Raw genomic sequence first — 26,864 nt, 5'->3', positions numbered from 1 at the left:
ATCAAATGCGCAACAATCGGTTAATAAATGTAAGTATCGTATGGGTTTGCAAATGGTTTACGGTATTTTCTTTACTTCGTTTTGCCATACTAAGGTTTCGCCTGTTGCCATCGTTTGCAATAAATTATAACGAGGCATATCGGTCTGATTGTCTGCTGTTGGCGATATTGGCTGTGAAGGTTGCAAACTTAGCGTTAGCTGACTGCTGCTATCACGCATCAAATCAAACAAAGCGGACTCGATTCTATTGCCTGTCTCACCGCAGCCCATTACAGTGCTAATGATGGTGCCGACTTTGAAAGTATTATCATTGAGTAAAAAATAGGGCGCGCGCGAGCCGTTACAGCCTGAGCTAAAGGATGCGTATTGGTTGTTAGGCCAACTCTCAAAGCTCGCTGAAATAGGGTGATCGGGGTGATAAAAATTGCCCAAAGATTTTCTAGTTAATTCCCCTTTTGCCTCATAAGTATTACTGACGGCACTCACCAGCGTCCAATGATACTGCTCTAATAACTCGTTAGTAATGGGCAATCCAGTGGGAGCTGCTAATGCTTTAGGTGAGCCTATAAAAATTAAGCGATTACCGTTTTCGATATTAAGTGCCAAACGTTTAGGGGCAGCTTGTATGGCGACTGGCGCTGATTCTGATGTTAAATGCGAAGTTGGCAATAACTCAAAATTAAGCCTAACAGGTGCGTACTTAACAAATAACGATTGAATACTATTATCCTCTGTAATCACAGTTTTATTATCAGAGTTAGTATCGTTATGACAAGTTGTGGGTACTTTAGCAAGATGAGAATAATAGGGATAAGGCGGCGCGGACATCGACTGAAAATCCATCATATACTGTTCACAGCCTTGATAAAATCTGACTGCACTGGGTTCTATTGCTAAGGTAATCGGTGCAAAATTTTCGATGTCGACTATGTTACCGTTTTGATGAATTACTTGCGCCAATTGCCAGTCATAGTGAGCTACCCATTGCATTACTTGTGATTCTTTAATTACTATCTCGTCAGTAAAGTTAGATTTATCTTTAATAACAGGGGCGTTGACGATAGTGGTCTGCTGGATACTATTCAATGGCGCAGACTGGCAACCCATTAATCCCACTGCTACAGACAAGCTGATAATAGTTAATGAGCGCTTTATATTTGGCAGGAGCATTGTAAAATCCTTTTTAAAAAATATGAAAATGAATAGGGGCTAAGGTGTTTCCTTTACTTCGTTTTTCCAAATGAGTGTTTCGCCCGTATCAAGTTTTTGAGTAAGTAAATAATAGGGTAAGCTTGAGGAGTCGAGATTGGTATTTGGTAATCTTTGTAAGGTCAATTGGCTTTTGCTTAACTGTTCAAGTTCGCTGATTTTATCTTCTGCCGCTTCACGTTTAGGACTACACCCCATCATAGTTTGGGGGCTTGAACCAATCAACAATTTATTGTCAGGCGTTAAAATGTAAGAACCACCAACACCATTACAATCAGAGCTAAAGCCAACATGATGCTCATCGTTATACATTGGGTAAGCAAAATAGGCAGTCACTGGAAAATCTGGACGACTAAGCTCAATGATGGTTTTTTGATTGCTATCGACTGCGCTTACCAATCGCCATTGATATTCTTTTAGAAACTCATAAGTAATGGCTAGTCCCGTTACTGGTTGTAGGGTCTTAAGTGTACCTTCAAATACAAGCTGCTTGTCCTGAACATTTAAGACCAGCTCATAAGGCGCTGGTTTTTTTGGAGTAAGTTTATTCAAAAATGAAAACGATTTTGTTTGTGTAGATGGTGAAGTGATTCTAAGGTTAAAACGTCCTCTGCCGTATTCAGGAAATAATCGTTCTAAATACTGAAAGATATTGTGAGCTGCTTGTTTATTAGTTATTAAGCAAGAAGGCTGCGTAATGGTAGTTACGCCGTATGAGCTGTAAGTGTAATCTTGATAACCATCATGGTTTAAGCGATAGCGCTGGCAGTCATATTTAAACACTAAATTACTAGGACGCACGTCAAGCATTAACGGCGGTACGGTATCGACATCATTAACAATACCTTGATTGTCTATCCAGCGCACCAATTTCCAATCAAAGTGATTGACACTTTCAACATTTATCACTTGCTCAGATAGTATTGGAGCAGAAGTGCTAGAGCCAGTCACTATTGAGTTAGTAGGTGTAGAATTATCTTTTGCAATATTAGACTGACAACTTGTTAATGCTACCGGAAGCGAAACAGTAAGTAATACAGATAGAGTTAAGCGGTTTAAAATCAGGTGGTTTAACATTATGGCTATTACCAAATAAACATTTGTCTAAAATATAGCACAGGGTTTTGACCAGATTGTTTTTTATTATTACCAAAAAAAGCCGCCCATCATGACGATAAGCGGCTCTTTAATTTGTAAGACTGGATTAGTAACGAATCAGATTAGTTATGCAGCGCTTTGCTTGAGGTTTTATCAACCGTTACTTTGGCAGGTTTTAGTGGCACTGGCATACTCACCAACGCTACTTTTAATATCTCGTCAATCGTCGCGACTGGCTGAATAGTCAGACCAGCTTTAACGTTATCAGGGATATCAGCCAAGTCACGCTCGTTGGTCGCTGGAATCAACACATGCTTGATACCACCGCGATGCGCAGCAAGTAGCTTCTCTTTTAGACCACCGATGCGTAGGATTTTACCGCGCAAGGTAATCTCGCCTGTCATCGCAATATCTGGACGAATGGCAATGCCAGTTAAGGCAGAGACCAGCGCTGTCGTGAGCGCACCACCAGCAGATGGACCGTCTTTCGGGGTCGCGCCTTCAGGCATATGCACGTGGACGTCAGTGGTTTTAAAGGTCTCGTAATCAATCCCTAAGCTGTCACCGCGAGCACGCACCACACTCATTGCAGCGCGAATCGACTCTTTCATGACATCGCCGAGTGAACCGGTAAAGCTTAGCTCGCCTTTACCTTTCATCGCCACCGCTTCGATGGTTAATAGCTCGCCACCGACTTGTGTCCAAGCAAGACCCGTAATACGACCAATCTCAGGCTCTTCTTCTGCTAGACCGTAGTCGTACTGATGGACGCCTAGATAGTCATCGATGTTTTTGTCATCGACTACTACCAGCTCACGTTCTGCTTTCTTAGGAGCGCGTGCGCCATGGGTTTCAACCGAACCGCGAACCACTTTGCGGCAGATTTTATTGACTTCACGCTCAAGGTTACGCACACCGGCTTCACGGGTATAGCTACGCACGATGCTATGCAATGCCGCTTCTACAATCTCAATTTCACCTTCTTTAAGGCCATTATTTTTAATTGCTTTTGGCACAAGATATTTCTGCGCAATATTGACCTTTTCTTCTTCGGTATAACCCGGTAGACGAATGACTTCCATACGGTCAAGCAGGGCAGGCGGGATATCCATGCTGTTGGCGGTACAGATAAACATCACTTGCGATAAATCTAAGTCCATATCTAAATAATGGTCGTTAAAGGTATCGTTCTGTGATGGATCGAGCACTTCAAGCAAGGCTGACGCTGGATCACCGCGGAAGTCTTGCGCCATTTTATCGATTTCATCTAATAAAAATAGCGGGTTTTTGACTTCGACTTTTGCCAATGACTGCACAATTTTACCCGGCATCGCACCGATATAGGTACGGCGATGACCACGGATTTCCGCTTCATCACGGACGCCGCCAAGCGCCATACGCACAAACTTACGACCAGTAGCGCGCGCAATCGACTCACCTAATGAGGTTTTACCAACACCCGGAGGACCAACTAAACAAAGAATCGGCCCGCGCAGTTTTTTCACCCGCGACTGTACGGCGAGGTATTCTAAGATACGGTCTTTGACATCTTGCAAGCCATAATGATCTTCGTCTAATACCGTTTTAGCTTTTTCTAAATTAATCGAAACTTTGGTTGTCGCATTCCACGGCGTATCCAAAATCCACTCAATATAGTTGCGCACCACTGACGATTCACTCGATGCAGGTGGCATCATTTTGAGTTTCTTCAGCTCTTGCTCTGCTTTTTTGCGCACATCTTCTGGCAAGTCAGCATCTTCTAGGCGCTGTTCAAGCTCAGCCACGTCGTCTTCACCATCGAAAGCACCATCATTCATATCTGACAGCTCGTTCTTGATGGCTTTCATTTTCTCGTTTAAGAAGTACTCACGCTGGTTGTCTTCCATCTGCTGACGAACCGCATCTTGGATATCTTGCTCGATATTTTGTTCAGCACTTTGCTTAACCAAATACTCGGTCAAGGTATTGATGTGGGTTTTGATATCGTCTTCTTCTAAAAACGACTGCTTAATATCCAAATCCATCGACACGCGGGTTGAGATGAAATAAACCAATTCAAGTAAATCATCGATGCGTTTTGCCACACGAGTTAGCTCACGAGCATTACGTAGACGGGCGTCGGCATAGCCTTCAAACAACGTCGTTAAGGCTTGGATGGTGTTTTTTTGCTGGCTCTCATCCATACTGACATCGAGGTCAGCACGGTCAAAGCTTGCCATCAATAGCTCGTCATGATTTTCAATGTTATTGACGCGCGCGCGGTATTGACCTTCAATCAATACTTTGATGCAATTTTCATCGCTATCATGCGGCATGGTGCTGACGATGCGGCACACAGTTCCGTACTGATACAAGTTGTCTTGATCAATATCTTCGGTCAGCGAGTCTTTTTGTGCCACGACCAATACTTTATTACCATATTCGGCTTGTGCCAATTCCACGGCTTTTACCGAGGGCGCGCGACCGACAAACAAGGCAATCTGCATATGCGGATAAACAACCACATCGCGTAATGCTAGTAGCGGTAGATAGTTTTCTTCAGCGTCTTTAGCTTTAATGTCTTCAGAATCGCTGTCTTTACTCTCATTGTCTTCGACAGTTTCTTTTTTAACCGTTTCAGACGCCGACTCGTTTTCTAACATATCGCCAGATGAAGTATTTAGCGCATTATCATCAGAAACGTTAGATGAAACGTCGACATCGATGTCGATATTGTCTTGGGCAATTTTATGTTCACTCATATATTCTTCCTCGTTCACCAGACTTGTAAAGTCAAGTTAGTGGTTCATGTTTAGATAAATGGTGCTGCTAAATGAAATTGCAAGGCTATATGACCAACCGCAAGGAGAATATTGCGCCTTTATTTGCATTGTCGCTGATGTCTGCTAGGTTTTGCGCGTGGGCTTTATGGCTAAAATCAGGTAAAATGACGCGCGTCTTAACCGCTCCGTTCAAATAGCAACTATATGGATTAACGTGTGAGTTAAAACGCTAGGGCGAAATAAATAGGTCGGCAATGTGACAATAGCGTGTCAATAGCGGGCCACAAAACATAGGGTAAGGGGCGAGAATATGACCATCAATGCGGTGCTACTAGCGGTAGTCATCATGCTAGGGCTGTCTTTAGCGCGGGTACACGTGGTACTCAGTTTATTAATCGGGGCGCTGGCAGGTGGGCTGATTGCTGGTCTTGGCATGACCGATACCTTAAATGCCTTTCAAGAAGGTATCCGTAATGGCGCGCAAATCGCGCTGTCTTATGCCTTATTGGGTGCTTTTGCAGTAGCGATTGCGCATTCGGGCTTGCCGCAATCTTTGGCAGGGGCGGTCATTAAGCGCATTGATGCCGGTGGTACCAGTGGCATGATTAAATACATGCTGTTTGCCGGTCTGGTTACCATGAGCTGCTTTAGCCAAAACTTAATCCCGATTCATATCGCCTTTATTCCACTGCTTGTACCGCCTTTATTGCTCGCCTTTAATCGCATGCACATTGATAGACGCCTGATTGCCTGTCTGATTACTTTTGGTCTTGTGACCACTTATATGTTTATCCCTTATGGCTTTGGCGATATTTACCTCAATCAAATTATGCTAAAAAATGTCGGTGAGGCCGGTATTGATGTATCGAATATTTCGGTCACCAAAGCTATGGCGATTCCGGCACTTGGCATGCTCGTTGGTTTGCTAGTGGCGGTATTTATCAGCTATCGTAAGCCGCGCCAGTATCAGCAGTTGGCCATCGATAAACAAGCTCGCGATGCGGTAGTAGAAAAAGATGCTTTAAGCAAAACAGCAGCCGGCGCACAAACGCAAAGTAAAATGAAAACGATTGTTGCGCTCATTGCTATCGTCACCGCTTTTGTCGTACAGCTCTATACTGATTCATTATTGCTAGGCTCAATGTTTGGTTTTGGCGTCTTTATGGCAACGGGTGTGGTCAAATGGCGTGATGCCGATACCGTTTTTAATGACGGTATCAAGCTGATGGCGATGATTGGCTTTATTATGATTACCGCCCAAGGTTTTGCCGAAGTGATGAAAGCGACCGAACAGATTCAGCCGTTGGTTGATGGCGCGGCGTCATTGTTTGCGGGTAATAAAGCGATGGCTGCATTTATTATGCTACTCATTGGCTTGATTGTGACCATGGGTATTGGTTCGTCTTTTTCGACTATTCCTATTTTGGCGGCGATTTATGTACCACTATGTATCTCTTTAGGGTTCTCACCTTTAGCAACCGTTGCGATTATTGGTACAGCTGGCGCGCTTGGTGATGCCGGTTCGCCAGCGTCAGATTCAACGCTTGGACCAACCTCTGGTCTAAACGTTGACGGTCAGCATGACCATATCAAAGACAGTGTGGTGCCGACCTTTATCCATTACAATATTCCGTTATTGGTGTTTGGTTGGATTGCGGCGATGGTGCTTTAATCAATAATCTAGACTTTGACAATAGATATAAAAAAGGCGAGTGATTTTATAATCATTCGCCTTTTTTGATTTTTTATAAGAATTTAATTTATATTTTTTCTCAGTTGCGTAGGGCACACCCTACAAATTGCTCGATATTATTCATTCGCCACTATCAGTATTATCCTCATCAAAATCTCCAATTTCACCACTTAATCCAGCCAAAAAAGCATCACTCTGCGCAAGCAACTCATTTAAACGCGCTTCATTGATTACGCTCGATAGCTCATCAGAGCTAAAGGCTTGTTCTTGACTGTAGTAGAGCATCTCCCTAGCATCGTCATTTCCTAATGTTTGCAAATATTCCTCAACATTATCAGCGCTAGAGTTAGAATCCATCGCTTGTTTGTCATTTTTCATCGAAACCACCTCAAGCCACTTGGCGTAATTATGCCATCTAATGGTACATCCCATGGTTGACGCGTTAACTCTTCAACCACTTGAAAGTCGTAACACCAGCCGATTTTTAACGGCTTTTTTAACCCTGCTTGATGGCTTTTACCAAGTGTCGTGTCATAAAAGCCACCACCCATGCCCATACGATTACCATCTTTATCAACCGCCACGAGCGGACAGATAATCACATCTAATTCTTGTGCCCAAAGCAATCGGCGATGATGGTTTTGTTTCATCCCTAAGCTATGAATGCGCGTCGGTATATTCAGCAGTTTCGACTGATAAATAGGTACAAAGCGCAGACGTTTATCATCATTACCATTTCTAGTACGACCGAACGAACCAACCACAGGCAGATAAGGTAAATAGCCTAAGCGTCGACACCAATCCAACAGTGGCTGAGTGGGTAGCTCACCAAAGCCATCGTAATATAAGCCGATACGCGCACGCGGAGGTAAGCGCTGTTCCAACTTGATTAAATGCAAGCTTGCCATGCGCGCGTAATGTCTACGTTCGCCAGCCGTTAATTGCCGACGCTGGCGCGTAAATTGTCGTCTGGGTGGATTAGCCAAGCTATCAGCGACTTTAACCTCCTTTTTAGAGCGAGAGTCATCAGTCGCGAACTGAGATAAAGAATCAGATAATGCAGTAGCAGAATGTTGTTGGCTGGTGTTTTTAGACATCAGTTAGCCTCACGGACTTGGAGAAATTTGTGATAAGTCATGCTATCATAACGCCACTTTACATCGTATTTTCCTTTATGTGCAGCGTGTGTTGCACTTTTTTCAAAGCAGCTATACAACAAACCATCAAAGAGGGTAGTTATGTCGACACAGAATCAGGCAACTCGTACCGAAAAAGATACCATGGGCAACGTGGAAGTCCCAGCTGACGCTTATTGGGGCGCGCAAACACAGCGTAGCCGTGAGAACTTTAAAATCGGTGGCGAGACTTTGCCACGTCCGATGATTGAAGCTATGGCATTAGTAAAAAAAGCCGCTGCGATTACCAATGCTAGCCTTGAGCGTATCGAAGGCGATAAGCGCGACTTAATCGTCCAAGCTGCTGACGAAGTCATCAACGGTGGTCTAACGGATCAGTTCCCATTGGTTGTATGGCAGACTGGTTCTGGTACGCAGTCAAACATGAACATGAACGAAGTATTGGCCAACCGTGCTAATGAGATTGCTGGTAATGAGCGCGGCAGCTACACGCCAATTCACCCAAATGACCATGTCAACCATGCACAATCTACCAACGACAGCTTCCCAACGGCGATTCGTGTTGCCGCTGCTCGTGAAATCAATGGCTTATTAATTCCAGCGGTAAAAGCATTGCGCGATACACTAGACGCAAAAGCCAAAGAATTTGATAGCATCGTTAAAATCGGTCGTACGCATCTGCAAGACGCCACACCTTTGACCCTAGGTCAAGAATTCAGCGGTTATGTGAGCCAACTTGACCATTCATTGACTCGTATTGATAACGCGCTACAAGGTCTATATGAATTGCCACTAGGCGGCACTGCGGTTGGTACAGGTTTAAACGCTCACCCTGATTATGCGGTAAAAGCAGCTGAGCAGTTATCAACCTTGACTGGTCTGCCATTTGTCACCTCACCAAATAAATTTGAAGCACTAGCGGCTCGTGATGCTGAAGTATTTGCTTCTGGCGCACTAAAAACGCTAGCAGGTAGCTTAAATAAAATCGCTAACGATGTACGTTGGTTAGCATCAGGTCCTCGTTGTGGTTTGGGCGAGTTGACAATTCCAGAGAACGAGCCAGGCTCATCTATCATGCCGGGTAAAGTAAACCCAACCCAATCAGAAGCAATGACCATGGTTGTCGCTCAAGTGATGGGTAATGACGTCACTATCAGCATGGCTGGCGCGTCAGGTAACTTTGAGCTTAACGTTTATAAGCCAGTGATTGCCTTTAACTTATTGCAATCTATCAAGCTATTGGGTGATGCGTGCAACAGCTTTAATGAAAACTGTGCCGTTGGTATCGAGCCAGTCAAAGACAAAATCGATGACTTTTTGCATAACTCGTTAATGCTAGTTACCGCATTGAATCGTCATGTCGGTTATGAAAATGCGGCGAAAATCGCTAAGACTGCTTATAAAGAAAATAAAACTTTGAAACAGGTTGCCGTTGAGTTAGAACTGTTAACTGAAGCGCAGTTTGATGAGTGGGTAACACCTGCTGATATGGTGCATCCTTCTTAATTCGTAAAATAAATAACGACCTGCTACGGTGTCAGACTCGCTTAATGTACGACAGGTACCATTTGCGCCCGTCTTCCTTGTAGCAGTGTCATATTTGTTCCACTGAGAAGTAAGTTGTAAAAAAGACCTTGCCATCCTTTATAGAGGAATGTGCAGGGTCTTTTTTTTGTCTATCAATTGAAGCACATGCATTGAGAGAAACAATGTCTTACGCTCAGACAACAAGTAAACCAATAGTTATAACAGCATCAACAAAAATTTTGCTTATAATGAGCGCATAGATAAGAACTCGTGAATAACAGTTCTAAATCACGACAAAGACAATAAGAGCGAACAATCAGACCAACTAAAAATAGTTCGCCGCTAACGTCCATAATTTTTCTTATCTATGACCATTCTAATTATATCATTGAGGTGATTTTATGAAAAAATTAACTGCCGCTTTATCATCAGCTGGTATTTTGATGGCAATGTTGGGTTCTGGTTCTGCCATGGCTTACTCGGACCAAGTGATGGAGCCAAGCGAGAGCTATGATAGCGCTGTTAAACACAGACAGGTCAACTATACTTGCCAAAACAACAAGAAAGTTAGTGTCACTTATGGTTTTAATAAGCAAAACCTACCGACTTTTGCAGAAGCCAATCTGAATGGCAAAAAAAGATTTTTACCCATTAACTTAGGTCGTTCTGATACGGTTGATACCGTGTTTGGTGATGAAGAAAACTTTAGTATTATGACTGGCGCACTGCGTTTAAATAATTATCATAAATCATCGGCTAATATCCAAGATGCCAGCAGTGAAATCATCTATAAAGGCTGTAATGTTAAATCTATCAAAAAGCTTAAAGGCTAGTTTGTAGCAAGTTGAGAATTGATTGATAAACAAAAAAAGATCTTGTGGCATAATGCAGCAAGGTCTTTTTTTTGGTCTGCCATTAAAAACGTTGCAGAGCGTAAATTACTACTGCTAGATAGTGCAACTATGCTTGAAGACTTAACAGCTCCATCCGGCAACCGACTAGAAGCTTTGCGTGGTGACAGAGAAGGTCAGCACAGTATTCGTATCAATGGGCAATGGCGATTGTGCTTTACTTGGATAGAACAAGGCGCTACTAACGTAGAAATCGTGGATTATCATTGATTCTATGAAAAATGTTATTAAAAATATCGAAGAGAGCACACTATGAATAAGAACGGTATGTGTCTTATTCATCCGGGTGAAGTACTACGAGAAGACTTTCTTTAACCGCTCGATATGAGCGCCAATGCATTGGCGATAAAGCTTGCTGTCACACCTGCACGTATCAATTAAATCATACGTGAGAAGCGTAGCATTACAGCAGATACTGCCCTGCGTTTAGCCAAGTATTTTGGTGGTAGCGCTCAGTTTTGGCTAAATCTGCAATCTACTTATGAGCTGCGTTTGGTTGAGACTGATAATCTTCAGTTCTTGGATGATATTGAGCCTATTAAATACGCTTAAGCCAAATATGATAGGGTAAGCAAAAAAAGGGCACATGATAAACTCATGTGCCCTTAGCTATTTAAGCAATTTATTTAGCTTATTATCGAAACTTGTTAGTTATTATTTAATTTCAAGCTTCTTACGATCTGAGCCGGTCTCTTTTGGCAGTACCAACTGCAATACGCCATTTTCATATGACGCTTCTGCCTCATCGACTTTTACCTTATCTGGCAACTGGAAGCTACGTGAGACTGAGCCAAAGTAACGCTCACTGCGTAGTATCTTATTGCCTTCTTTTTGCTCGTCTTTTTGTTCGATTTCTGCGCTAATAGAGACAATATCTCCAGTAATGGATAAATCAATGTCTTCTTTAGCGACGCCAGGAATCTCAGCATTGACGTAAAACTTATTGTCTTTTTCGTTGACATCAATCTTGATTTGGTTGACGCTAGGTAGTGCATCACCATGTAGGGGACGCATCAAAAAGCTAGGTGCCATATCATCAAAGAAGTTGTCAAAGATAGAATTGCGTGTGATTAACTGACTCATAACAGTCTCCTCATGTTTGATAGTTTACAGTGTATCTTGCCTACTATATATATGAAGCTGGTCTACAGGATTTCAAGGCCTATTTTCCTTACCATAGATATTTACCGAATTACCAGCGACTATTAGCAGCATACCAAGTATCAAAGCCACGCTAAAGTGCTCAGCATATAAGAGTACGCCAATGAGTGAGATGAGCGGTAATCTGAACATATCCATAGTGACCACGAATGTGACCTCTGCATGTTGCATGGCTTTAGTCATACAATAATGTGCTGATAGCGCCGTGACACCTATAATGACGAGCCATAGCCACTGAATACCTGCTGGCGTTGTCCACCCTTTTATAAATAAAAGTAGTCCCAGAGGGGCTTGTATTAAACACATCATAAAAGTGATGCTGATTGGGTTTTCAGTATTGGATAACGATTTTGTGGCCACATGGGAAAAGGCATAGCAAATAGCCGCACCCAAAACCATTAATGACCCATAACGGGCTACCTCTAAGCTTGGCTGTACGATGACTATTACGCCTAGAATGCCTAGTAATACGGCAATAACCTTTCTTACAGTTATAGACTCTTTTAAGAAGAAATACGAGATGATTATCGTCCAAAGGGGCACGGTAAATTCAATAGCAAAAACAGTGGCTAATGGAAGTAGTCCTATGCCTAAGAACCAGCCATATTGTCCCGCGAAATGAAATAAATTTCTCACTAAGTGTAATTTAATACGCTTGGGTAATAAAAAGTTGCTCTTTTTTGATAAAAACATTATTGGCAATAATACTAGCAAGCCTACGATACTTCGGAAGAATAAAATCTGAAAAATACCAATTTGACTATTTAGCTCACGAGCACCAATGGCCATTAAACAAAATGAGGTGAGTGCTCCAATCACCCAGAGAGTAGCGTGGAACATAATGGTGCAATCCTGTATATAAAATCAAATCTGGAATTTATATGATAGGCTAGTGTCTCATATCAACGAATTAACACAATAAAAAAGCCAAGCAAAATGCTCGGCTTTTCTTATCACACTTTCAAAATGCTAAAACTTATACAAAAGTCCTAGCGTCGTTGTTGCATCCGTACGCGAGTCAACCATCGGGCTATCGTATTGCTCATTTGGCAGATAGCTTAAGCTTTGATTGGCAAATCCTGCCCAGCGCTCATTAAAATCATAATTAGCGCTAATATTGATATAAGGGTTTAAGCTATTATTTGACTCATAAGCAGTGACGCCTGTCTTCGCTGACTCTTGCGCACTAACGCCATAATAATAGTTATTGTAGTCAGCATCATGATACTCAAAGCCAATGCTTGGATAGACCGTCAGCTTATCTTTAGTGATTTTAGCAAGGTAAGTCAAGCGCGCCGTATTGCCGCCACTATTATCTAAAACGTCAGTCGCGACTTGCAGGCGGAAACCGCCAACAGGCGTACGACGTAGATACGATAGACCGGCAGCGGCTGAAGCCTTACGTTTATCCAGCCCTTGCAGCGCGCCAGTCGCATCATCAGGATCGAATTCACTGCCATCGAGCTGAGCATAAGCGGCTAGCTGATTGGTGCCATCATTGATGATATAAGCACCCGCTTGCGCACCGCGTGCATAGATTCTGTTGTTATCATAAAACACACCCGGCAATACTTTTATGTCGGTGCTGTCTTCCAAATCATAAGCCGACTTGACCGCCATGACGTTGACGCCGACGCTTAAAATGGCATCTTTATCAGTCGGTAAGTTGTTTTTAAACAGTGCGGCATTAGAGATGCTGGCGACACTAAATAGGGCAGTGGCGGTCAATGCGCTAAGGACAGTGCGCGTCAACGGTTTCGATAGCGCTGATGATTTAAACATGGTTTGCTCTCATAAGTGGGTGGGATAAATGGTAAAAACAGAGTCGATAAATAGAATAATAAATAAGTCTGGCATTTTACTCAATGGCTGCTAGCACTTGTAATATTTGCTGATGAATATCTTGCCACCACCATATAAAGCCGATACTGATCAGCAGCATGACCAGCCACGGTAGCAATTGCCAAATAAGCGTCGATTTGGTCGCTGTTTGTTGTTCGTTAAGTTGGCTGTGATTAAGGCTTGCGTGATTAGCATTCACATTTATAGGTAAGTTTACAGCAGAGTCGTGATTAAAACTGCTGTTATTATCAAAATTACCCTCATTATCAAAGCGAGGAGCGAGGGTAGAAGTAGGGGTGGAAAAGTCAGTATCGCTACTTACGGGAGAATTGATATACGTCGTTTGATAAATGTCTTGAGGTGCGCTAGGTACATGCTGTAGCGTAGCAGCCAACCGCTGACGGTAGGCAATGGCAAACGCCAATGCAATCACCAATCCCGTGACCGCGCCACCAATATGACCGGCATTATCAATCCCCGGTACGGCAAAGCCATATACCAAATTGATGCCCATAATAATGATTAGGCTCTTAAGATTTAACACCATGCCATTGACTGATATTTTAAACAGTGCGGCTATCAATAGCGCGGCACCGATACCCATGATACCGCCAGACGCGCCCGCCGATATGCCCGGTTGTCCAGTGCCATCTAAGATGTCTTGCCACGTAATATGGTTGTTCAGTAGGTTGCCACCGATTGCCGCCAGTAAAAATAACGCCAAAAACTTTGCTGAGCCAAACATCGGCTCGGCGATTTGCCCAAAGAAATACATGGCAAAACCATTAAACAATAAATGCATCAGACCAATATGCAAAAACGCACTACTTGCCAAGCGCCATGGTTCACTGTCCATGGTATAAGGCAAGGCATTGGCACCCCATTTTAGCAATGCTTCAGTCGATGGATTATTGGCATCGACCCCAGTCAGCACCTGCATGATAAATAGCCCGATAAAGCTGACTAATAGCAAAGTGGTGACGGGCGCGGTTTTTAATAATTGTTGAATGGTCATAAACGCAAACTATCAATAGAAAGTGATGAGGAGAGTATAAAGGCTAGGGTTAGGGCGTGTCACCCATAAGTGGGTTATGAATATTTAATAAGGGCTGCCTTTTTAATAAGAAGCGGTTTTCAATAAGGTCTGGTTTTTAATAACGTTTGGCTTTTTAATAAGCATTGATTTTAAGATTCTCATAAGTGCCTTTGACCAAAATGTCATCCGTCACTTGATTGATATCGGTGTGACCGCAAAACGCCATGCTGATATCACACTCGTTATAAATAAGCTCTAGCGCACGGCGCACGCCATCTTCACCATAAGCGCCAAGCCCATACAAAAACGCGCGACCAATCATTGTGCCATTAGCACCTACAGCCAACGCTTTGAGCACATCTTGACCGGAGCGAATGCCACTATCGAGCCAAATCTCAATATTGCTGTTATCCGCTCGTACCGCTTGCACGATATCAGCGAGCGCGGCAATGGAGGACAGCGCCCCATCGAGCTGACGGCCGCCATGGTTTGAGACGACTAATGCATCGGCACCGCTACGAGCAGCCAAGATGGCGTCTTCAGGTTCCATGATACCTTTAATAATGAGCTTGCCGCCCCACATATCTTTAATGCGCGCGACATCATCCCAGCTCAGCGCCGGGTCAAACTGTTCAGCCGTCCATGCTGAGAGCGATGAGATATCCTCGACGTTTTTGGCATGACCGACGATATTGCCAAAGCTATGCCGTTTGGTGCCGAGCATATTCATGCACCATTGCGGCTTGGTCATGAGGTTTAATATATTGCCAAGGGTAGGCTTTGGCGGCGCGGATAGACCGTTTTTGATATCTTTATGGCGCTGTCCGAGCACTTGTAAATCCGCGGTTAAGATAAGCGCAGAACAATTGGCCGCCTTAGCACGGCGAATCAGGTTTGCCATAAACTCTTGGTCGCGCATCACATATAGCTGAAACCAAAACGGCGCACTGGTATTTTCTGCGACATCTTCGATAGAGCAGATACTCATAGTCGAAAGCGAGAAGGGCACGCCAAATTTCTCCGCTGCCCGTGCGGCGTGAATCTCACCATCCGCCCACATCATACCGGTAAAGCCAGTTGGTGCGATAGCAACGGGCATTTTGACTTTTGAGCCCAACATATCAGTGGCAAGCGAGCGCCCTTCCATATTGACCAGAACCCTTTGGCGCAATTTAATACGGTCAAAGTCGGTTTCATTATGGCGATAAGTGGTCTCAGTCCATGAGCCCGAATCGACGTAATCATAAAACATGCGTGGTACTTTACGCTCGGCAACACGGCGCAAGTCCTCAATTTCCGTTATTTTTTTTAAATCTTTCATAGGTTTCTCATTATTATGATTGTTTTATAATAGCGCTCTTATGCTGGTTGTTTTATAAAGACTGCTTTATGACGCTACTAATAATTGCTGCAAATCCAACACTGAAAACGGATAATTCAAGCGTTTTGATGGCGTTAATATCACAGGAATGGTGGTAGCAAACTCCATCATAAGCGCCTCATCAAAATCGGCAATATCGACATGCTGATAGCTTATCGGCTGCACCGCTTGAAACTGGGTGAGCAACTGTTCTGCGACGTCACAAAGATGGCAGCCAGATGTGCCGAGTAGCCACCATTTATCCTGATTTTCGTCCGTACCAAGATTGGGGTTGGCGGCAATCATATGTGCCCGTAGTGTTGGTATCGTATTACAATTGCCATTATCATTATCCATATTTTTACTCTTATACTGATTTCTATTTTTGATAGTTGCTACCTTTTGAGATATTTGCTTCTAACGTCTGTTTATAATGTCTAGCGCTAATAATGTCTAATGCTAAGTATTTATCTTCCGTAATTTAAGCAAAGTCATTCATGTCATTTAACACTATTTACATGATAAAGAAATGGGGTAAATAATGACAGCGATTGTGAGATTAGGTAAGATGACCTGCTATTTATCATTGCGCATTATTAGCATCTTATTGATCGCTTGCCGTTTATAGCGCGCCATTTATAGATGGCCGCTTTTTATATGACTATTTTTTCACCACTCGGATATCGCACGCATGACAAGTTTTGGCAAATTTATCAAACGTTTATTATTGGCATTCATGTTGTTGGTCGTGGCATTCCATATATTGGTCGCAGGGTTACTGTTGATTTGGAAAACTCAGCCGATTAATAACAGTATGTTTATGCTGACCCATCGTTTAACGGGCGGCACGGTCACCCAGACGTGGGCTGAGTATGACGCCATTGCCAAATCTGCCAAACAAGCGGCGATTGTCAGTGAGGATTCGACGTTTAGCCAGCATAATGGCTTTGATATGAAAGGCATTAAGGCGGCACAGAAAAAGAACGAAGAAACTGGCAAAATGTCAGCGGGCGGCTCAACGATCACCCAGCAATTGGCTAAAAACCTATTTCTCACCTCGCATCGCTCTTATAGCCGTAAAGCTGAGGAAGCGATTATCACTGTAATGATAGAAACTTTGTGGGATAAGCAGCGCATTTTGACCGCTTATCTCAATGTGGCGGAGTTTGGCAATGGCATTTATGGTATCGATGCCGCCGCCCATCATTATTTTGATAAATCAGCTGCCAACCTAAACCGTGACGAATCTGCTTTACTCATCGCCATGCTGACCAATCCGAAATACTATGAAAGTCATCAAAGCGACAAACGCTTGCGTAACAAACAACGCATCATTAAAAAACGGATGAAAAATGCCGTCTTGCCACAATCGGCTTAAATTGCTCGCTTAAACTGTTAGTGATTTCAAATGGCGGTAAGCCTAATTGTGCTATGTTATAAGATATAGAATTAGCCTCTTTAAAAAAATTAGTATAAAAACTTCTGAACCGTGTTTGAGTATAAAAACAAAAGATGATGGCGTATCGATAACGCTAAAGGAGTGGGAAGATGGCAGAGATAGATAATAAGCATGAAGTTAATGACAGTATTGATATGAGTATAAAAACTGACAATGAAGTAAGCACAAGCCTTATTGAAGTGAGTAACAATTCGATTGATGGTTTAACCGATAGTGCGACTAACAGTTTAACTGAGGTCTTAACTGAGAACCTGACTGACATTGATTGGCAACGTTCAGAAGATGGCAGCTATTCGCCGAGCAGCTATATCAATCGCGACCTGTCATTATTACAGTTTCATTTGCGGGTATTAGCGCAGGCAGCCAGTCCGCGTCATCCTTTATTAGAGCGGTTATTTTTCTTAATTATTTTTTCATCTAACATCGATGAGTTCTTTGAGATTCGCGTCGCCGGCATCATGCAAAAGCTTAATCTGGGTGATGTATCGACCAGTGTCCACGGTATGCGCCCAAGCGAAGTATTAGAAGAGATATCCGTTATCACTCATGCTGCCATCGCTGAGCAATACCGTATTTTAAATGAAGATATCCTGCCCGCACTTGCCAAAGAAGATATTCGCTACTTAAAACGTGATGAGCTAAATAGCGAGCAATCGGCGTGGATGAAGCGCTATTTCACCGAGCAAGTATCACCGGTATTAACACCTATCAGTATTGATCCAGCGCATCCATTTCCACGTTTAGTGAATAAAAGCTTAAACTTTATCGCTACCTTGGAAGGCAAAGATGCCTTTGGTCGTGATATCAATTTGGCGATTGTACCAGCACCGCGCAGTTTGCCGCGCGTGATTCGTCTGCCTGATGAGCTGACAGGTGGTAAAGAGCACCATGTGATGCTATCAGCCGTGATTCATGAACATATTGGTGAGCTATTCCCTGGGATGAATGTCACGGGTTGCCATCAGTTTAGATTGACACGCAATGCAGATTTAGACTTGGCAGACGATGTCGATGATATTGCCAAGGCATTAGAAGGCGAGCTTGAAAACCGCCGCTTTGGCGACAAGGTACGTTTAGAGGTCACCACCGACTGTCCGACGCCCATTAGTGATTATTTGCTCAATGAGTTTGAGCTGCATGACAATCAATTATACCGCGTTAATGGACCGGTGAACTTAACGCGCTTGCTGTTTGATTTTAATATTCCAGCACTGCGTTATCAGCCGTTTACTTATGTCGTACCAAAACCATTTCGCCGTGAAGTCGATAAGCTCGATAAAGCGACCAGCATGTTTGCGGCGATGCGTAAAGGCGATGTCTTGGTTCATCATCCGTTTCATGCCTTTTCACCGATTATCAATCTATTATGGCAAGCGGCAAGTGACCCAAAAGTATTGGCCATTAAGCAAACGCTATATCGTTCAGGTACCAATTCAGAAATCGTCAAAGCCCTAGCGGCAGCAGCGCGTCATGGTAAAGAAGTCACGGCGGTTATTGAATTACGCGCCCGCTTTGATGAAGCGTCTAATATCGCGGTTGCCAATTATTTGCAAGAAGCTGGCGCGGTGGTGGTTTACGGTATTGTTGGCTACAAAACCCATGCCAAACTGATGCTTATCATTCGCCGTGAAGACGATAAAATCCGTCGTTATGTGCATCTAGGCACTGGTAACTATCACGCTGCCAATGCCAAAGTTTATACCGATTATGGTTTATTTAGTGCCGACCCCGATATCTCAGAAGATGTGCATAAAATTTTCCAAGAGCTGACGGGGATGGGCAAACCTGCCAATTTGAAAAAGCTCCTGCATGCGCCGTTTACCTTGCATGAAAAGCTAATGAGCTTTATCGATGATGAGATTGCCCATGCGAAAGCAGGCAAGCGCGCTCATATCATGGTCAAGGTTAATGCGCTGACCGAACGTCGCCTGATTGATAAATTATATGATGCGTCACAAGCAGGGGTTAAGATTGAGCTAATTTTGCGCTCAATGTGTTGCCTGCGCCCGCAAGTAAAAGGGTTGTCTGAAAATATCACTGTGCGTTCTGTTATCGGGCGTTTTTTGGAGCATACGCGTATTTATTATTTCCATAACGATGGGGATGAGCGCTTATATTGCGGCAGTGCCGATTGGATGGATCGCAACTTGTTCCATCGCGTCGAGGTGGCATTTCCCATTGAAGATAAAAAGCTCTTTAAACAGATTTATGAAGATGGGTTATTAAATTACCTCAAAGACAATGTGCAAGCGTGGACACTTGACGGTAATGGCGTTTGGCATCAAATTGAACCTGCTGCAGGTGAGCTGCCGCATATCGCGCAAGATTATTTGTTAAAAGTCATCAACCGCGTTGGCGAGTCAGTTTAGCGAAATGGCTTTAATAGTCAGTTTTTAGTTAATCTGCTTTTATTAGCGTTGCTTACTGCTATCTTGGGTGAACCTAGATAGTATTGACCTTTAACATTCTTACTTAAACTATTCTAAATCAAAGCCAAGCATAGATTTAATCTACGCTTGGCTTTTTTGTCTTAATAATCTCTATTGAGAATGATGATAAGTATAAAGATGAAACATGCGTTACAAACTGTCTGGTAACCTCACATTTATTCACACATTGATACCGCAGTGCACTGGTTAGCGATTGAGAATTCTTCCTATAATTGATACAGGCTTTATTACTGATACCTCAATTATAAAAAATAGGAATGAATCATGAGCAATGCCAAGAACGATACCTCAGATATTAAAAAAGCAGCAGAGCAAGCTGATAGTCAGCGAATCGAAAAAAACCTAGCCGACAATAAAGAAGTCGATGTGCCGGAAGAATTGAGTAAAGAAGAACAGACTTTTTTTATTGATGATGATTTGCGTACTGATAAGTGATTTTAATTTAACTAATTTTAATTTATCTAAAAAGCAACCAGTACCACAAAGAAATTAGTAGCAATGAGCATATTTATTACTGCATAAAAATTAAATAATGCTCTAAACCATAAATGCGAGGGACGCGCCATGCCAACTAATACCCATCTAAACCATGAAGAAGCGGTACCCGTTCGTGATCCAGCAGCCTTACATCCAGACAATGCCCAAGACAGTTATGAAGGGCGTAAACATGAGCCTAATATCGATGGACCACAGCAGGAATCACAGGAAACGGACGAGATATATTCCGACCCTCGTAAAGAAGAGGACTTACCAGCAGGCGGCAAAAATGTCGCGGATTTAAACGCTTATGATTTATCGCAAAAAGGTAATGAATCGCGTTAAGCCGTTGTTTAATTTATAAATAAGTAAGCAATATTAGAAATTCAGTGACCAATAATAATAACGATAACCGCAATAATCCAATATGATCAGAACATGATAATAATTACACATGATAAGGATGCCATGATGCAAAATGAAAATACGCAAACCAAAGATCCCGCTTTAACCAAGACGCGTCTAGACGATGCTGATGTTAATACTACTAATACAGCTGATGCTCATACTGAAATTGACAATAGCATTACTGAAAATAAAGGGACAGATACCTTTAAAGAAGGCGTGATTAATTCAGAACACGTCAACGATAATGACAATCCTGCACGTCAGCCAGATCGCCGTGACCAAGAGGGCAGTGCCTTTGACGAAGGTATCAATGAGCATACGATGGTTGGTAATGCGGCTAAAAGTGCAGGTATCAATGACTTAAACCGTTATGCAAACATTGATAATGCTCAAACACGCGTGCTAAATCCTGATGAAAAAGATTTTTAACACTTATATTTTCAGCATTAATTTAATGAGGCGCTAGACGTTAATGTGCCCACTGTTTTTCGTTTAGATAGCCGTTTATATACTACTTTATATACTAGTGATGCTAACAAGGTTAGAAAAGGAATTGCCATGAATATGCCAGATGATAGGGATGCAGAAACGAGTAATTTAAAAACGGCTCATTTAAATGATGATATGCCGCTTAAAGATGCCGATGACAATAATGGAATTGTTGCTGATGATGCATTGCAAACAGCCAATCCAGCTGAAGCAGCACGGTTAACGAATGACCATGATCCACATCATGTCGGAAAAAGTCATAAAGAATACGACAGCGCTTTAATGGAGAGCGATAAATAACAGTTTTAGACAGTATGCTAAGAAAGTAGACACTTAGACAGTGTGAAGTGAAGAAGTATAAAGCCAAAAGGTGCAACAATTAGCCGATTCTCATATCGACTGATTGTTGCACCTTTTTGTGTTTAAACCGCTTTTTAGAGTGGTTAAAATCCTAGCCATTAAGATATGGCACAGATTCTATAATTAAGCCGGTTCACCGCTATGAAAACGCAGCTCGGTATCTGGGCTCGATATCAGCTCCGCTTCTACCGCTTTAAAAAACGCCACGCGCTCGTCGATATTATCCTCTGACAATGACTGCGCCAATGCCAGATAATCTTCAAAATGACGGCTTTCTGATTTAAGTAAGTAGCGATAATATTTCGCCAAACGCTCATCGTTGATGACTTCAGCCAATGCAGCAAAACGCTCACAAGAACGCGCTTCAATAAATGCTCCGATAATCAATACATCTATCATCGCTGCTGGCTCGTAGGTGCGTTTATGTTTCAGCATACCTTTAGCATAACGTCCGGCACTTAGATATTGCCACTCTTGCCCGCGCTCATTCATGATGCCGAGCACCTGCTCATAATGCAGCATCTCCTCGCGTATCAACTGCGCCAATTTGCACTGTAAATCATAAGAAAACTCATAGCGAAATAATAAGTTCATTGCTGTACCAGCCGCTTTTTTTTCACAATTGGCATGGTCTTGAATGATTAATGGCAAGTCAGCAATGGCGGCATTTACCCACGCTTGTGTGGTTCGCGTACCCAAAAACTCATAAATAGGAGATAGGTCTACCTTTATAGGCGTTCGTAATTGCGCAATATCGACGCTGTCTTCTTGATTATTTTCTTCTTGAGCGCCATTTTCTTGGGTTAAAGTTGCAAGGTTTTGTGTATTGATAGTCATAGTTTTATTGGGCTTTATTGAGTAGTTGTAAAACAGCATTTATTGAATAATGATAAAAAGGTCTGAAAATAAATAAGTCTGCTATAGTCGATTCAACTTAAAAAGAATACATGGCTGTTGGGATAAATTTTGCAAAGCATCGAAAAGTGCGAAGCGCACAGCAAGCAAGAAAAATTTATCCCAGCAGCAGGCTATTTTTAACCTGCCTTTTTTATATTGAACTGACTATATAGCGGCAAATATCTTTAATAGCATCTGGAATAATGGATCATTTGACGTGTTTGATACTTTTAAACGCCTTAGCTTAATAGATAACCGTTAAGCATAAATTACTATGGTAATGATTACTTACAGTTTATCCATCGTTTCCATCATTGTGCTTAAACAAGGCGTTTATAGCATCTAAAGCCATACGTCTTATAGGGTATCATTTATCTACAGCCTAAGTATTTACTTGCTGAATGATGTTTCCTTGTTTATTTCATTATTTGATAGTAGGATGAGATTTTGCTTTTGGGACATTCTGTCTTACTATTGATTGCTAGTGAATAGTTGATACTCAGCATTATATCAACTATCCATGCTAGCGCAAAAAGTAAGGTTTATCACCTTAGTATTTGCTTAAAGCTGGTCTAAATAGTAGCAACTTAGATCTTAACTGCGATAGTAGTAACCCGGGATTAACACACTTCACGAACAGATAAGGATAACAATATGAGCCAGTCTTCTAACGCCAATCGTATTCAGAAGGGCATTCTTGCCATCGATAAGCAGATGTTCGATTTTATTGAAAACGAAGTGCTGCCGAAAGTCGGTGTGGATTCAGACAGTTATTGGTCAGGTTTTGAAAAGGTCATTAAGGAGTTTACGCCGCGTAATAAAGCGCTGCTTGCGACCCGTGACAAAATCCAAGCCCAGATTGATCAATGGCATCTAGACAATCCTGCCAAAGACGGCGACATTGACTATCCTACTTATAAAGCATTTTTACAAGAAATCGGCTATCTGTTACCAGAAGGCGAAGATTTCAAAGTCAGCACCCAAAACGTCGACGACGAGATTGCCCATATCGCAGGACCGCAGTTAGTCGTACCCGTACGTAACGCCCGTTATGCATTGAACGCGACAAACGCTCGTTGGGGCAGCTTATATGATGCTTTGTACGGCACAGACGTGATCAGCGATGAAAATGGTCAAGAAGCAAAAGGTGGCTACAACCCAATTCGCGGCGCCGCTGTCGTCGCCTATGCCAAAAAATTCTTGGATGAAAACTTTGCGTTAGCCTCAGGTTCATACAACGATGCAACCGGTTTTAAAGTGGTCGATGGCAAGCTTGAAGTGCTACAAGGCGATAGCAGCACTGAATTAAAAGATGCTGCTCAATTTGCAGGTTTTGTCGGTGATGCAGCAAGCCCAACCGGTATCTTATTAAAGAATAATAACTTACACGCTGAAATTCAAATCGATGGCAGCCATCCAGTTGGTAAAGACGATCCAGCCAATATTAAGGACGTGCTATTAGAATCAGCCATTACAGCAATTCAAGATTGTGAAGATTCAATCGCTGCCGTCGATGCTGAAGAAAAAGTAGAAGTCTATCGCAACTGGTTTGGTTTGATGAATGGCGATTTGCAAGAAACCTTTGAAAAAGGCGGCAAAACCCGTACACGTAAACAAAACCCAGACCGTGAATATACCACGCCAGATGGCGACATCTTTACCTTACCAGGTCGCTCATTATTGCTAATCCGTAACGTTGGCCATTTGATGCAAAACCCTGCGATCTTAGTCGATTTGGGTAATGGTCAAGAAGAGATTTTTGAAGGCTTGATGGATGGTTTGATTACACCGCTATTGTCTTTAAATGATTTAAAAGGTAACAACCAGCTATCAAACTCGCGTAAAGGTTCGATGTATATCGTTAAACCAAAAATGCATGGTCCTGAAGAAGTCAAAATGGCAAACGATTTGTTTAATGCCTCAGAAGACTTATTGGGCTTAGAACGTAATACCCTTAAAATCGGTATCATGGACGAAGAGCGCCGTATGACGGTCAACCTAAAAGAAGCGATTCGCCAAGCCAAAGAGCGCGTTATCTTTATTAATACCGGCTTCTTAGATCGTACCGGTGATGAGATGCATACCAGCATGAACGCCGGACCTTTCGTACGTAAAGGCGATATGAAGTCAGAAGCATGGCAGCCAGCTTATGAGCAGTGGAACGTCGATATCGGTTTAGAGACGGGTCTACAAGGTCACGCTCAGATTGGTAAAGGCATGTGGGCGAAGCCTGATGAGATGAAAGAGATGATGGAAACCAAAGCCGCACATCCACAAGCGGGCGCTAGCACAGCATGGGTACCATCACCAACGGGCGCCACCTTACACAGCATGCATTATCATCAAGTGAATGTCGCTGAGGTGCAAGACAAGCTAAAATCACGTGAGCGTGCCAGCTTAGATGACATCTTGACCATTCCATTGGCAAAAAACACCAACTGGACGGAAGAAGAGAAGCAGCAAGAGCTTGATAATAATGCTCAAGGCATCTTAGGTTATGTCGTACGCTGGGTAAACCAAGGTGTTGGTTGCTCTAAAGTACCTGATATCAATGATGTGGGTCTAATGGAAGACCGTGCGACATTGCGTATCTCAAGCCAGCATATCGCCAACTGGCTACATCATGGGGTCATCAGTGAGCAACAAGTGATGGATACCATGAAGCGCATGGCAAAAGTCGTCGATGAGCAAAATGCTGACGATAATGGCTATCAGCCGATGGCAAATGACTTCGATAACTCGTATGCCTTTAAAGCGGCTTGTGATTTGGTATTTAAAGGTCGCGAGCAGCCAAGTGGCTACACTGAGCCATTGCTCCATCAAGCACGCCTTGATCTAAAAGCCAACTGCTAAATTAATCGAGCCATATTGTTAGTTAATTAAATAATATAACTAGCGTTAGTTATTATTAACGAGCTTTGCTTTAAGGCTATTTATCTATGTATAAGTAGCCTGCTAACGTTTTGTTTTTAATAAGCATATTAAATATAGTGTATATTCTTATTACTGATATTTCTCAATAACACCTCTATTCGTCCATGACGAGTAGGGGTGTTGTTTTGTCCCTAATTAAATATAGGTTAAACCTCATAGTGGACATGGCTTTGAAGATTTTTTGTCATTAGAGACGTAAAAAATATGTTGCAAATTATGTCAAAGTTGTTATGCTTGTACTCGAAGTATGAGTTTGGTAACGGATGTTACGCAACAGAGCGATAAAGACCAACGTTTACATGGCAGTTACGATTTCGATCCCAGTTATGTAAGTCATGGTTTTTTTCATCTTACGGTAATAGAACTTCGCCACACTTGTTTCTGACTAATCTCGGTAGCCAGTTACACATTATATCTTTGAGGATTTGTGACGATACCATTTTGGGCACCGGCTAATAATAGCTCGCTCATTACTAAAATTGTAAAGTGGAGATACCCCCATGAAAAAACTACTTTTAGCTACAGCAATCGCTGCCCTATCTGTATCTGCAGCCAATGCAGCCCCAACTCTATATGGTAAAGCTTTTTTAGCAGCTGACTATGTTAATGCTGAGTTTGAAGGCCCTGGTTACAATTATGATGAAGATACAATAGAGATTAACTCTCATGCTTCACGTATTGGTATCAAAGGCTCTGAAGCCATGACGGCTAACACTGATGCAATCTATCAGTTGGAATACGGCACAAGCATCGATGGTGATAGAGACGGTTTCACTAACCGCGATACGTATCTTGGTGTTGTAAACAAACAGTTTGGTGAATTCCGCGTTGGTAAAAACCAATCTACTTTAGACAGAATTAACAACGTTGTCACTGCTGACAGCGGCTATTGGGATAACCTAGGTAGAAATAAATTAGAAAACGGCGCTGTTGAAGCACTGAATATGGCTGATAGTAATCGTATCAAAAGCTCAATCATTTGGACTGCGCCAAAATACGATGGTCTGCCATTAGAGATTTCTGCAATGTACAACTCTGATGATCAGAATCGCAATGACAACTCTGGCTTTGGTGTTGCGGCTATGTTTGATCAAGGTACAGGCTTCACAGCTGGCGTTGCTTATGACAAAGATCAGAATATTCTTGGTGATATCATCCGTGGTACTGCAACTGTTGATCTAGGTAAATTCATGGCAGCTCCTGTTACTCTAGGCGCTTTATATCAAGTAGCTGATTTTGATTACTCTCGCGATACTAAGAAAGAGAAAGGTTTGATTGTTAGTGCGGCAATGCCTTTAACTAACTTTGCCCGTCCAGCTTCTATCTATGCACAGTACAACAAAACTGATAACTTAGACGGTTGGAATAACGCTGATTCAGATCAAATCGTTGTTGGTGGTAAGTACTTCTTTAAAGACAACATGATCATGCATGCTTACGCTGGTGTGAATAACGCTGAAAACGTTAAGGCTGCATATAAGAGTGGCGAAGATAGTTTAGGTAGAAATGAATACACTGTTATCGATGGCGATGCTGATATATTCGTAATTGGTACTGGTCTAGAATACAAATTCTAATCTAAGCATTAGAATCTGACTCTAAAAAAACTCATCCTTCGGGGTGAGTTTTTTTGTTGTGACCTTTTTAAAGCTGCA

25 protein-coding genes are annotated in these 26,864 nt (G+C 42.5%); 13 read left to right on the top strand and 12 right to left on the bottom strand.

Going from position 1 to position 26,864, the window contains the following annotated elements:
• Positions 1 to 57: 57 nt before the first annotated feature.
• The 3 genes from JMX50_RS01330 to lon form a co-directional block, all read right to left on the bottom strand.
• Complete coding sequence (locus JMX50_RS01330; protein ID WP_201628142.1) at positions 58 to 1,170, bottom strand: META domain-containing protein; 1,113 nt, start codon at positions 1,168 to 1,170, stop codon at positions 58 to 60.
• Positions 1,171 to 1,209: 39 nt separating this feature from the next.
• On the bottom strand, positions 1,210 to 2,160 hold the full coding sequence (locus JMX50_RS01325) for an META domain-containing protein (protein ID WP_201628141.1): 951 nt from the start codon (positions 2,158 to 2,160) through the stop codon (positions 1,210 to 1,212).
• A gap of 269 nt (positions 2,161 to 2,429) precedes the next feature.
• The gene (gene lon / locus JMX50_RS01320; protein WP_227670849.1) at positions 2,430 to 5,048 is read right to left on the bottom strand and encodes an endopeptidase La; all 2,619 of its coding nucleotides are present in this window, start codon (positions 5,046 to 5,048) and stop codon (positions 2,430 to 2,432) included.
• A gap of 331 nt (positions 5,049 to 5,379) precedes the next feature.
• Between lon and JMX50_RS01315 the strand changes: the two genes are divergently transcribed.
• The gene (locus JMX50_RS01315) at positions 5,380 to 6,741 is read left to right on the top strand and encodes a Na+/H+ antiporter family protein (RefSeq protein ID WP_227670848.1); all 1,362 of its coding nucleotides are present in this window, start codon (positions 5,380 to 5,382) and stop codon (positions 6,739 to 6,741) included.
• Between the two features lie 141 nt (positions 6,742 to 6,882).
• Here the strand turns inward: JMX50_RS01315 and JMX50_RS01310 are convergent, their stop codons facing one another.
• Positions 6,883 to 7,140 (bottom strand): hypothetical protein, encoded by a 258-nt coding sequence (locus JMX50_RS01310; protein WP_201628140.1) that lies wholly within the window; start codon positions 7,138 to 7,140, stop codon positions 6,883 to 6,885.
• The gene (locus JMX50_RS01305) at positions 7,137 to 7,859 is read right to left on the bottom strand and encodes a 5-formyltetrahydrofolate cyclo-ligase (protein WP_201628139.1); all 723 of its coding nucleotides are present in this window, start codon (positions 7,857 to 7,859) and stop codon (positions 7,137 to 7,139) included. Before JMX50_RS01305 ends, JMX50_RS01310 begins: the two co-directional genes overlap by 4 nt.
• Positions 7,860 to 8,000: 141 nt before the next feature.
• Here JMX50_RS01305 and fumC point away from each other — a divergent pair, with 141 nt between their 5' ends.
• The 4 genes from fumC (at position 8,001) to JMX50_RS01285 (ending at position 10,888) form a co-directional block, all read left to right on the top strand.
• On the top strand, positions 8,001 to 9,404 hold the full coding sequence (gene fumC / locus JMX50_RS01300; RefSeq protein ID WP_201563121.1) for a class II fumarate hydratase: 1,404 nt from the start codon (positions 8,001 to 8,003) through the stop codon (positions 9,402 to 9,404).
• Between the two features lie 422 nt (positions 9,405 to 9,826).
• Positions 9,827 to 10,258 (top strand): adhesin, encoded by a 432-nt coding sequence (locus JMX50_RS01295; RefSeq protein ID WP_201628138.1) that lies wholly within the window; start codon positions 9,827 to 9,829, stop codon positions 10,256 to 10,258.
• A gap of 18 nt (positions 10,259 to 10,276) precedes the next feature.
• Positions 10,277 to 10,546, top strand: a complete 270-nt coding sequence (locus JMX50_RS01290) for a type II toxin-antitoxin system RelE/ParE family toxin (protein WP_201628137.1) — start codon at positions 10,277 to 10,279, stop codon at positions 10,544 to 10,546.
• 171 nt (positions 10,547 to 10,717) lie between these two features.
• Positions 10,718 to 10,888 (top strand): HigA family addiction module antitoxin, encoded by a 171-nt coding sequence (locus JMX50_RS01285; RefSeq protein WP_320157649.1) that lies wholly within the window; start codon positions 10,718 to 10,720, stop codon positions 10,886 to 10,888.
• Between the two features lie 102 nt (positions 10,889 to 10,990).
• On the opposite strand, the gene JMX50_RS01280 is transcribed toward JMX50_RS01285, so the two are convergent.
• The 6 genes from JMX50_RS01280 to JMX50_RS01255 all read right to left on the bottom strand — a co-directional run bounded on the left by JMX50_RS01280 (position 10,991) and on the right by JMX50_RS01255 (position 16,092).
• The gene (locus JMX50_RS01280; protein ID WP_201628136.1) at positions 10,991 to 11,419 is read right to left on the bottom strand and encodes an Hsp20/alpha crystallin family protein; all 429 of its coding nucleotides are present in this window, start codon (positions 11,417 to 11,419) and stop codon (positions 10,991 to 10,993) included.
• Between the two features lie 72 nt (positions 11,420 to 11,491).
• Entirely contained in the window at positions 11,492 to 12,337 is an 846-nt protein-coding gene (locus JMX50_RS01275; RefSeq protein ID WP_201628135.1) for a DMT family transporter, read from the bottom strand.
• A gap of 129 nt (positions 12,338 to 12,466) precedes the next feature.
• The gene (locus JMX50_RS01270) at positions 12,467 to 13,279 is read right to left on the bottom strand and encodes a MipA/OmpV family protein (RefSeq protein ID WP_201628134.1); all 813 of its coding nucleotides are present in this window, start codon (positions 13,277 to 13,279) and stop codon (positions 12,467 to 12,469) included.
• A gap of 76 nt (positions 13,280 to 13,355) precedes the next feature.
• The gene (locus JMX50_RS01265; protein WP_201628133.1) at positions 13,356 to 14,354 is read right to left on the bottom strand and encodes a rhomboid family intramembrane serine protease; all 999 of its coding nucleotides are present in this window, start codon (positions 14,352 to 14,354) and stop codon (positions 13,356 to 13,358) included.
• Positions 14,355 to 14,508: 154 nt separating this feature from the next.
• Positions 14,509 to 15,696: an alpha-hydroxy acid oxidase gene (locus JMX50_RS01260; protein ID WP_201628132.1), complete on the bottom strand. Its 1,188-nt coding sequence runs from the start codon at positions 15,694 to 15,696 to the stop codon at positions 14,509 to 14,511.
• A gap of 66 nt (positions 15,697 to 15,762) precedes the next feature.
• Positions 15,763 to 16,092, bottom strand: coding sequence for a glutaredoxin family protein (locus tag JMX50_RS01255; RefSeq protein ID WP_201628131.1), 330 nt, complete (start codon positions 16,090 to 16,092; stop codon positions 15,763 to 15,765).
• A gap of 334 nt (positions 16,093 to 16,426) precedes the next feature.
• On the opposite strand from JMX50_RS01255, the gene mtgA reads away from it, so the two are divergent.
• The 6 genes from mtgA to JMX50_RS01225 all read left to right on the top strand — a co-directional run bounded on the left by mtgA (position 16,427) and on the right by JMX50_RS01225 (position 21,318).
• On the top strand, positions 16,427 to 17,113 hold the full coding sequence (gene mtgA / locus JMX50_RS01250) for a monofunctional biosynthetic peptidoglycan transglycosylase (RefSeq protein ID WP_201563101.1): 687 nt from the start codon (positions 16,427 to 16,429) through the stop codon (positions 17,111 to 17,113).
• Positions 17,114 to 17,283: 170 nt separating this feature from the next.
• A complete protein-coding gene (gene ppk1 / locus JMX50_RS01245; RefSeq protein ID WP_201628130.1) occupies positions 17,284 to 19,563 on the top strand; it encodes a polyphosphate kinase 1 in 2,280 nt (759 codons plus the stop codon).
• A 345-nt stretch (positions 19,564 to 19,908) separates the two neighbouring features.
• A complete protein-coding gene (locus JMX50_RS01240) occupies positions 19,909 to 20,079 on the top strand; it encodes a hypothetical protein (protein WP_201628129.1) in 171 nt (56 codons plus the stop codon).
• Between the two features lie 129 nt (positions 20,080 to 20,208).
• Positions 20,209 to 20,466, top strand: a complete 258-nt coding sequence (locus JMX50_RS01235; protein WP_201628128.1) for a hypothetical protein — start codon at positions 20,209 to 20,211, stop codon at positions 20,464 to 20,466.
• 126 nt (positions 20,467 to 20,592) lie between these two features.
• A complete protein-coding gene (locus JMX50_RS01230; RefSeq protein WP_201628127.1) occupies positions 20,593 to 20,958 on the top strand; it encodes a hypothetical protein in 366 nt (121 codons plus the stop codon).
• Positions 20,959 to 21,087: 129 nt separating this feature from the next.
• Complete coding sequence (locus JMX50_RS01225) at positions 21,088 to 21,318, top strand: hypothetical protein (RefSeq protein WP_201628126.1); 231 nt, start codon at positions 21,088 to 21,090, stop codon at positions 21,316 to 21,318.
• Positions 21,319 to 21,501: 183 nt separating this feature from the next.
• Here JMX50_RS01225 and JMX50_RS01220 read toward each other — a convergent pair whose 3' ends face one another.
• On the bottom strand, positions 21,502 to 22,215 hold the full coding sequence (locus tag JMX50_RS01220) for a tRNA-(ms[2]io[6]A)-hydroxylase (RefSeq protein ID WP_201628125.1): 714 nt from the start codon (positions 22,213 to 22,215) through the stop codon (positions 21,502 to 21,504).
• A 714-nt stretch (positions 22,216 to 22,929) separates the two neighbouring features.
• Between JMX50_RS01220 and JMX50_RS01215 the strand changes: the two genes are divergently transcribed.
• On the top strand, positions 22,930 to 25,128 hold the full coding sequence (locus tag JMX50_RS01215) for a malate synthase G (RefSeq protein ID WP_201628124.1): 2,199 nt from the start codon (positions 22,930 to 22,932) through the stop codon (positions 25,126 to 25,128).
• 581 nt (positions 25,129 to 25,709) lie between these two features.
• Positions 25,710 to 26,786 carry a porin gene (locus JMX50_RS01210; RefSeq protein ID WP_201628123.1) on the top strand — a complete coding sequence of 359 codons (1,077 nt, stop codon included), beginning with the start codon at positions 25,710 to 25,712 and terminating at the stop codon, positions 26,784 to 26,786.
• Positions 26,787 to 26,864 lie beyond the last annotated feature (78 nt).

Source organism: Psychrobacter maritimus, assembly GCF_904846345.1.
Classification (GTDB): domain Bacteria; phylum Pseudomonadota; class Gammaproteobacteria; order Pseudomonadales; family Moraxellaceae; genus Psychrobacter; species Psychrobacter maritimus.
The sequence above is the reverse complement of the archived record's forward strand: the minus strand, read 5'-3'. Positions and strand labels throughout refer to the sequence as shown.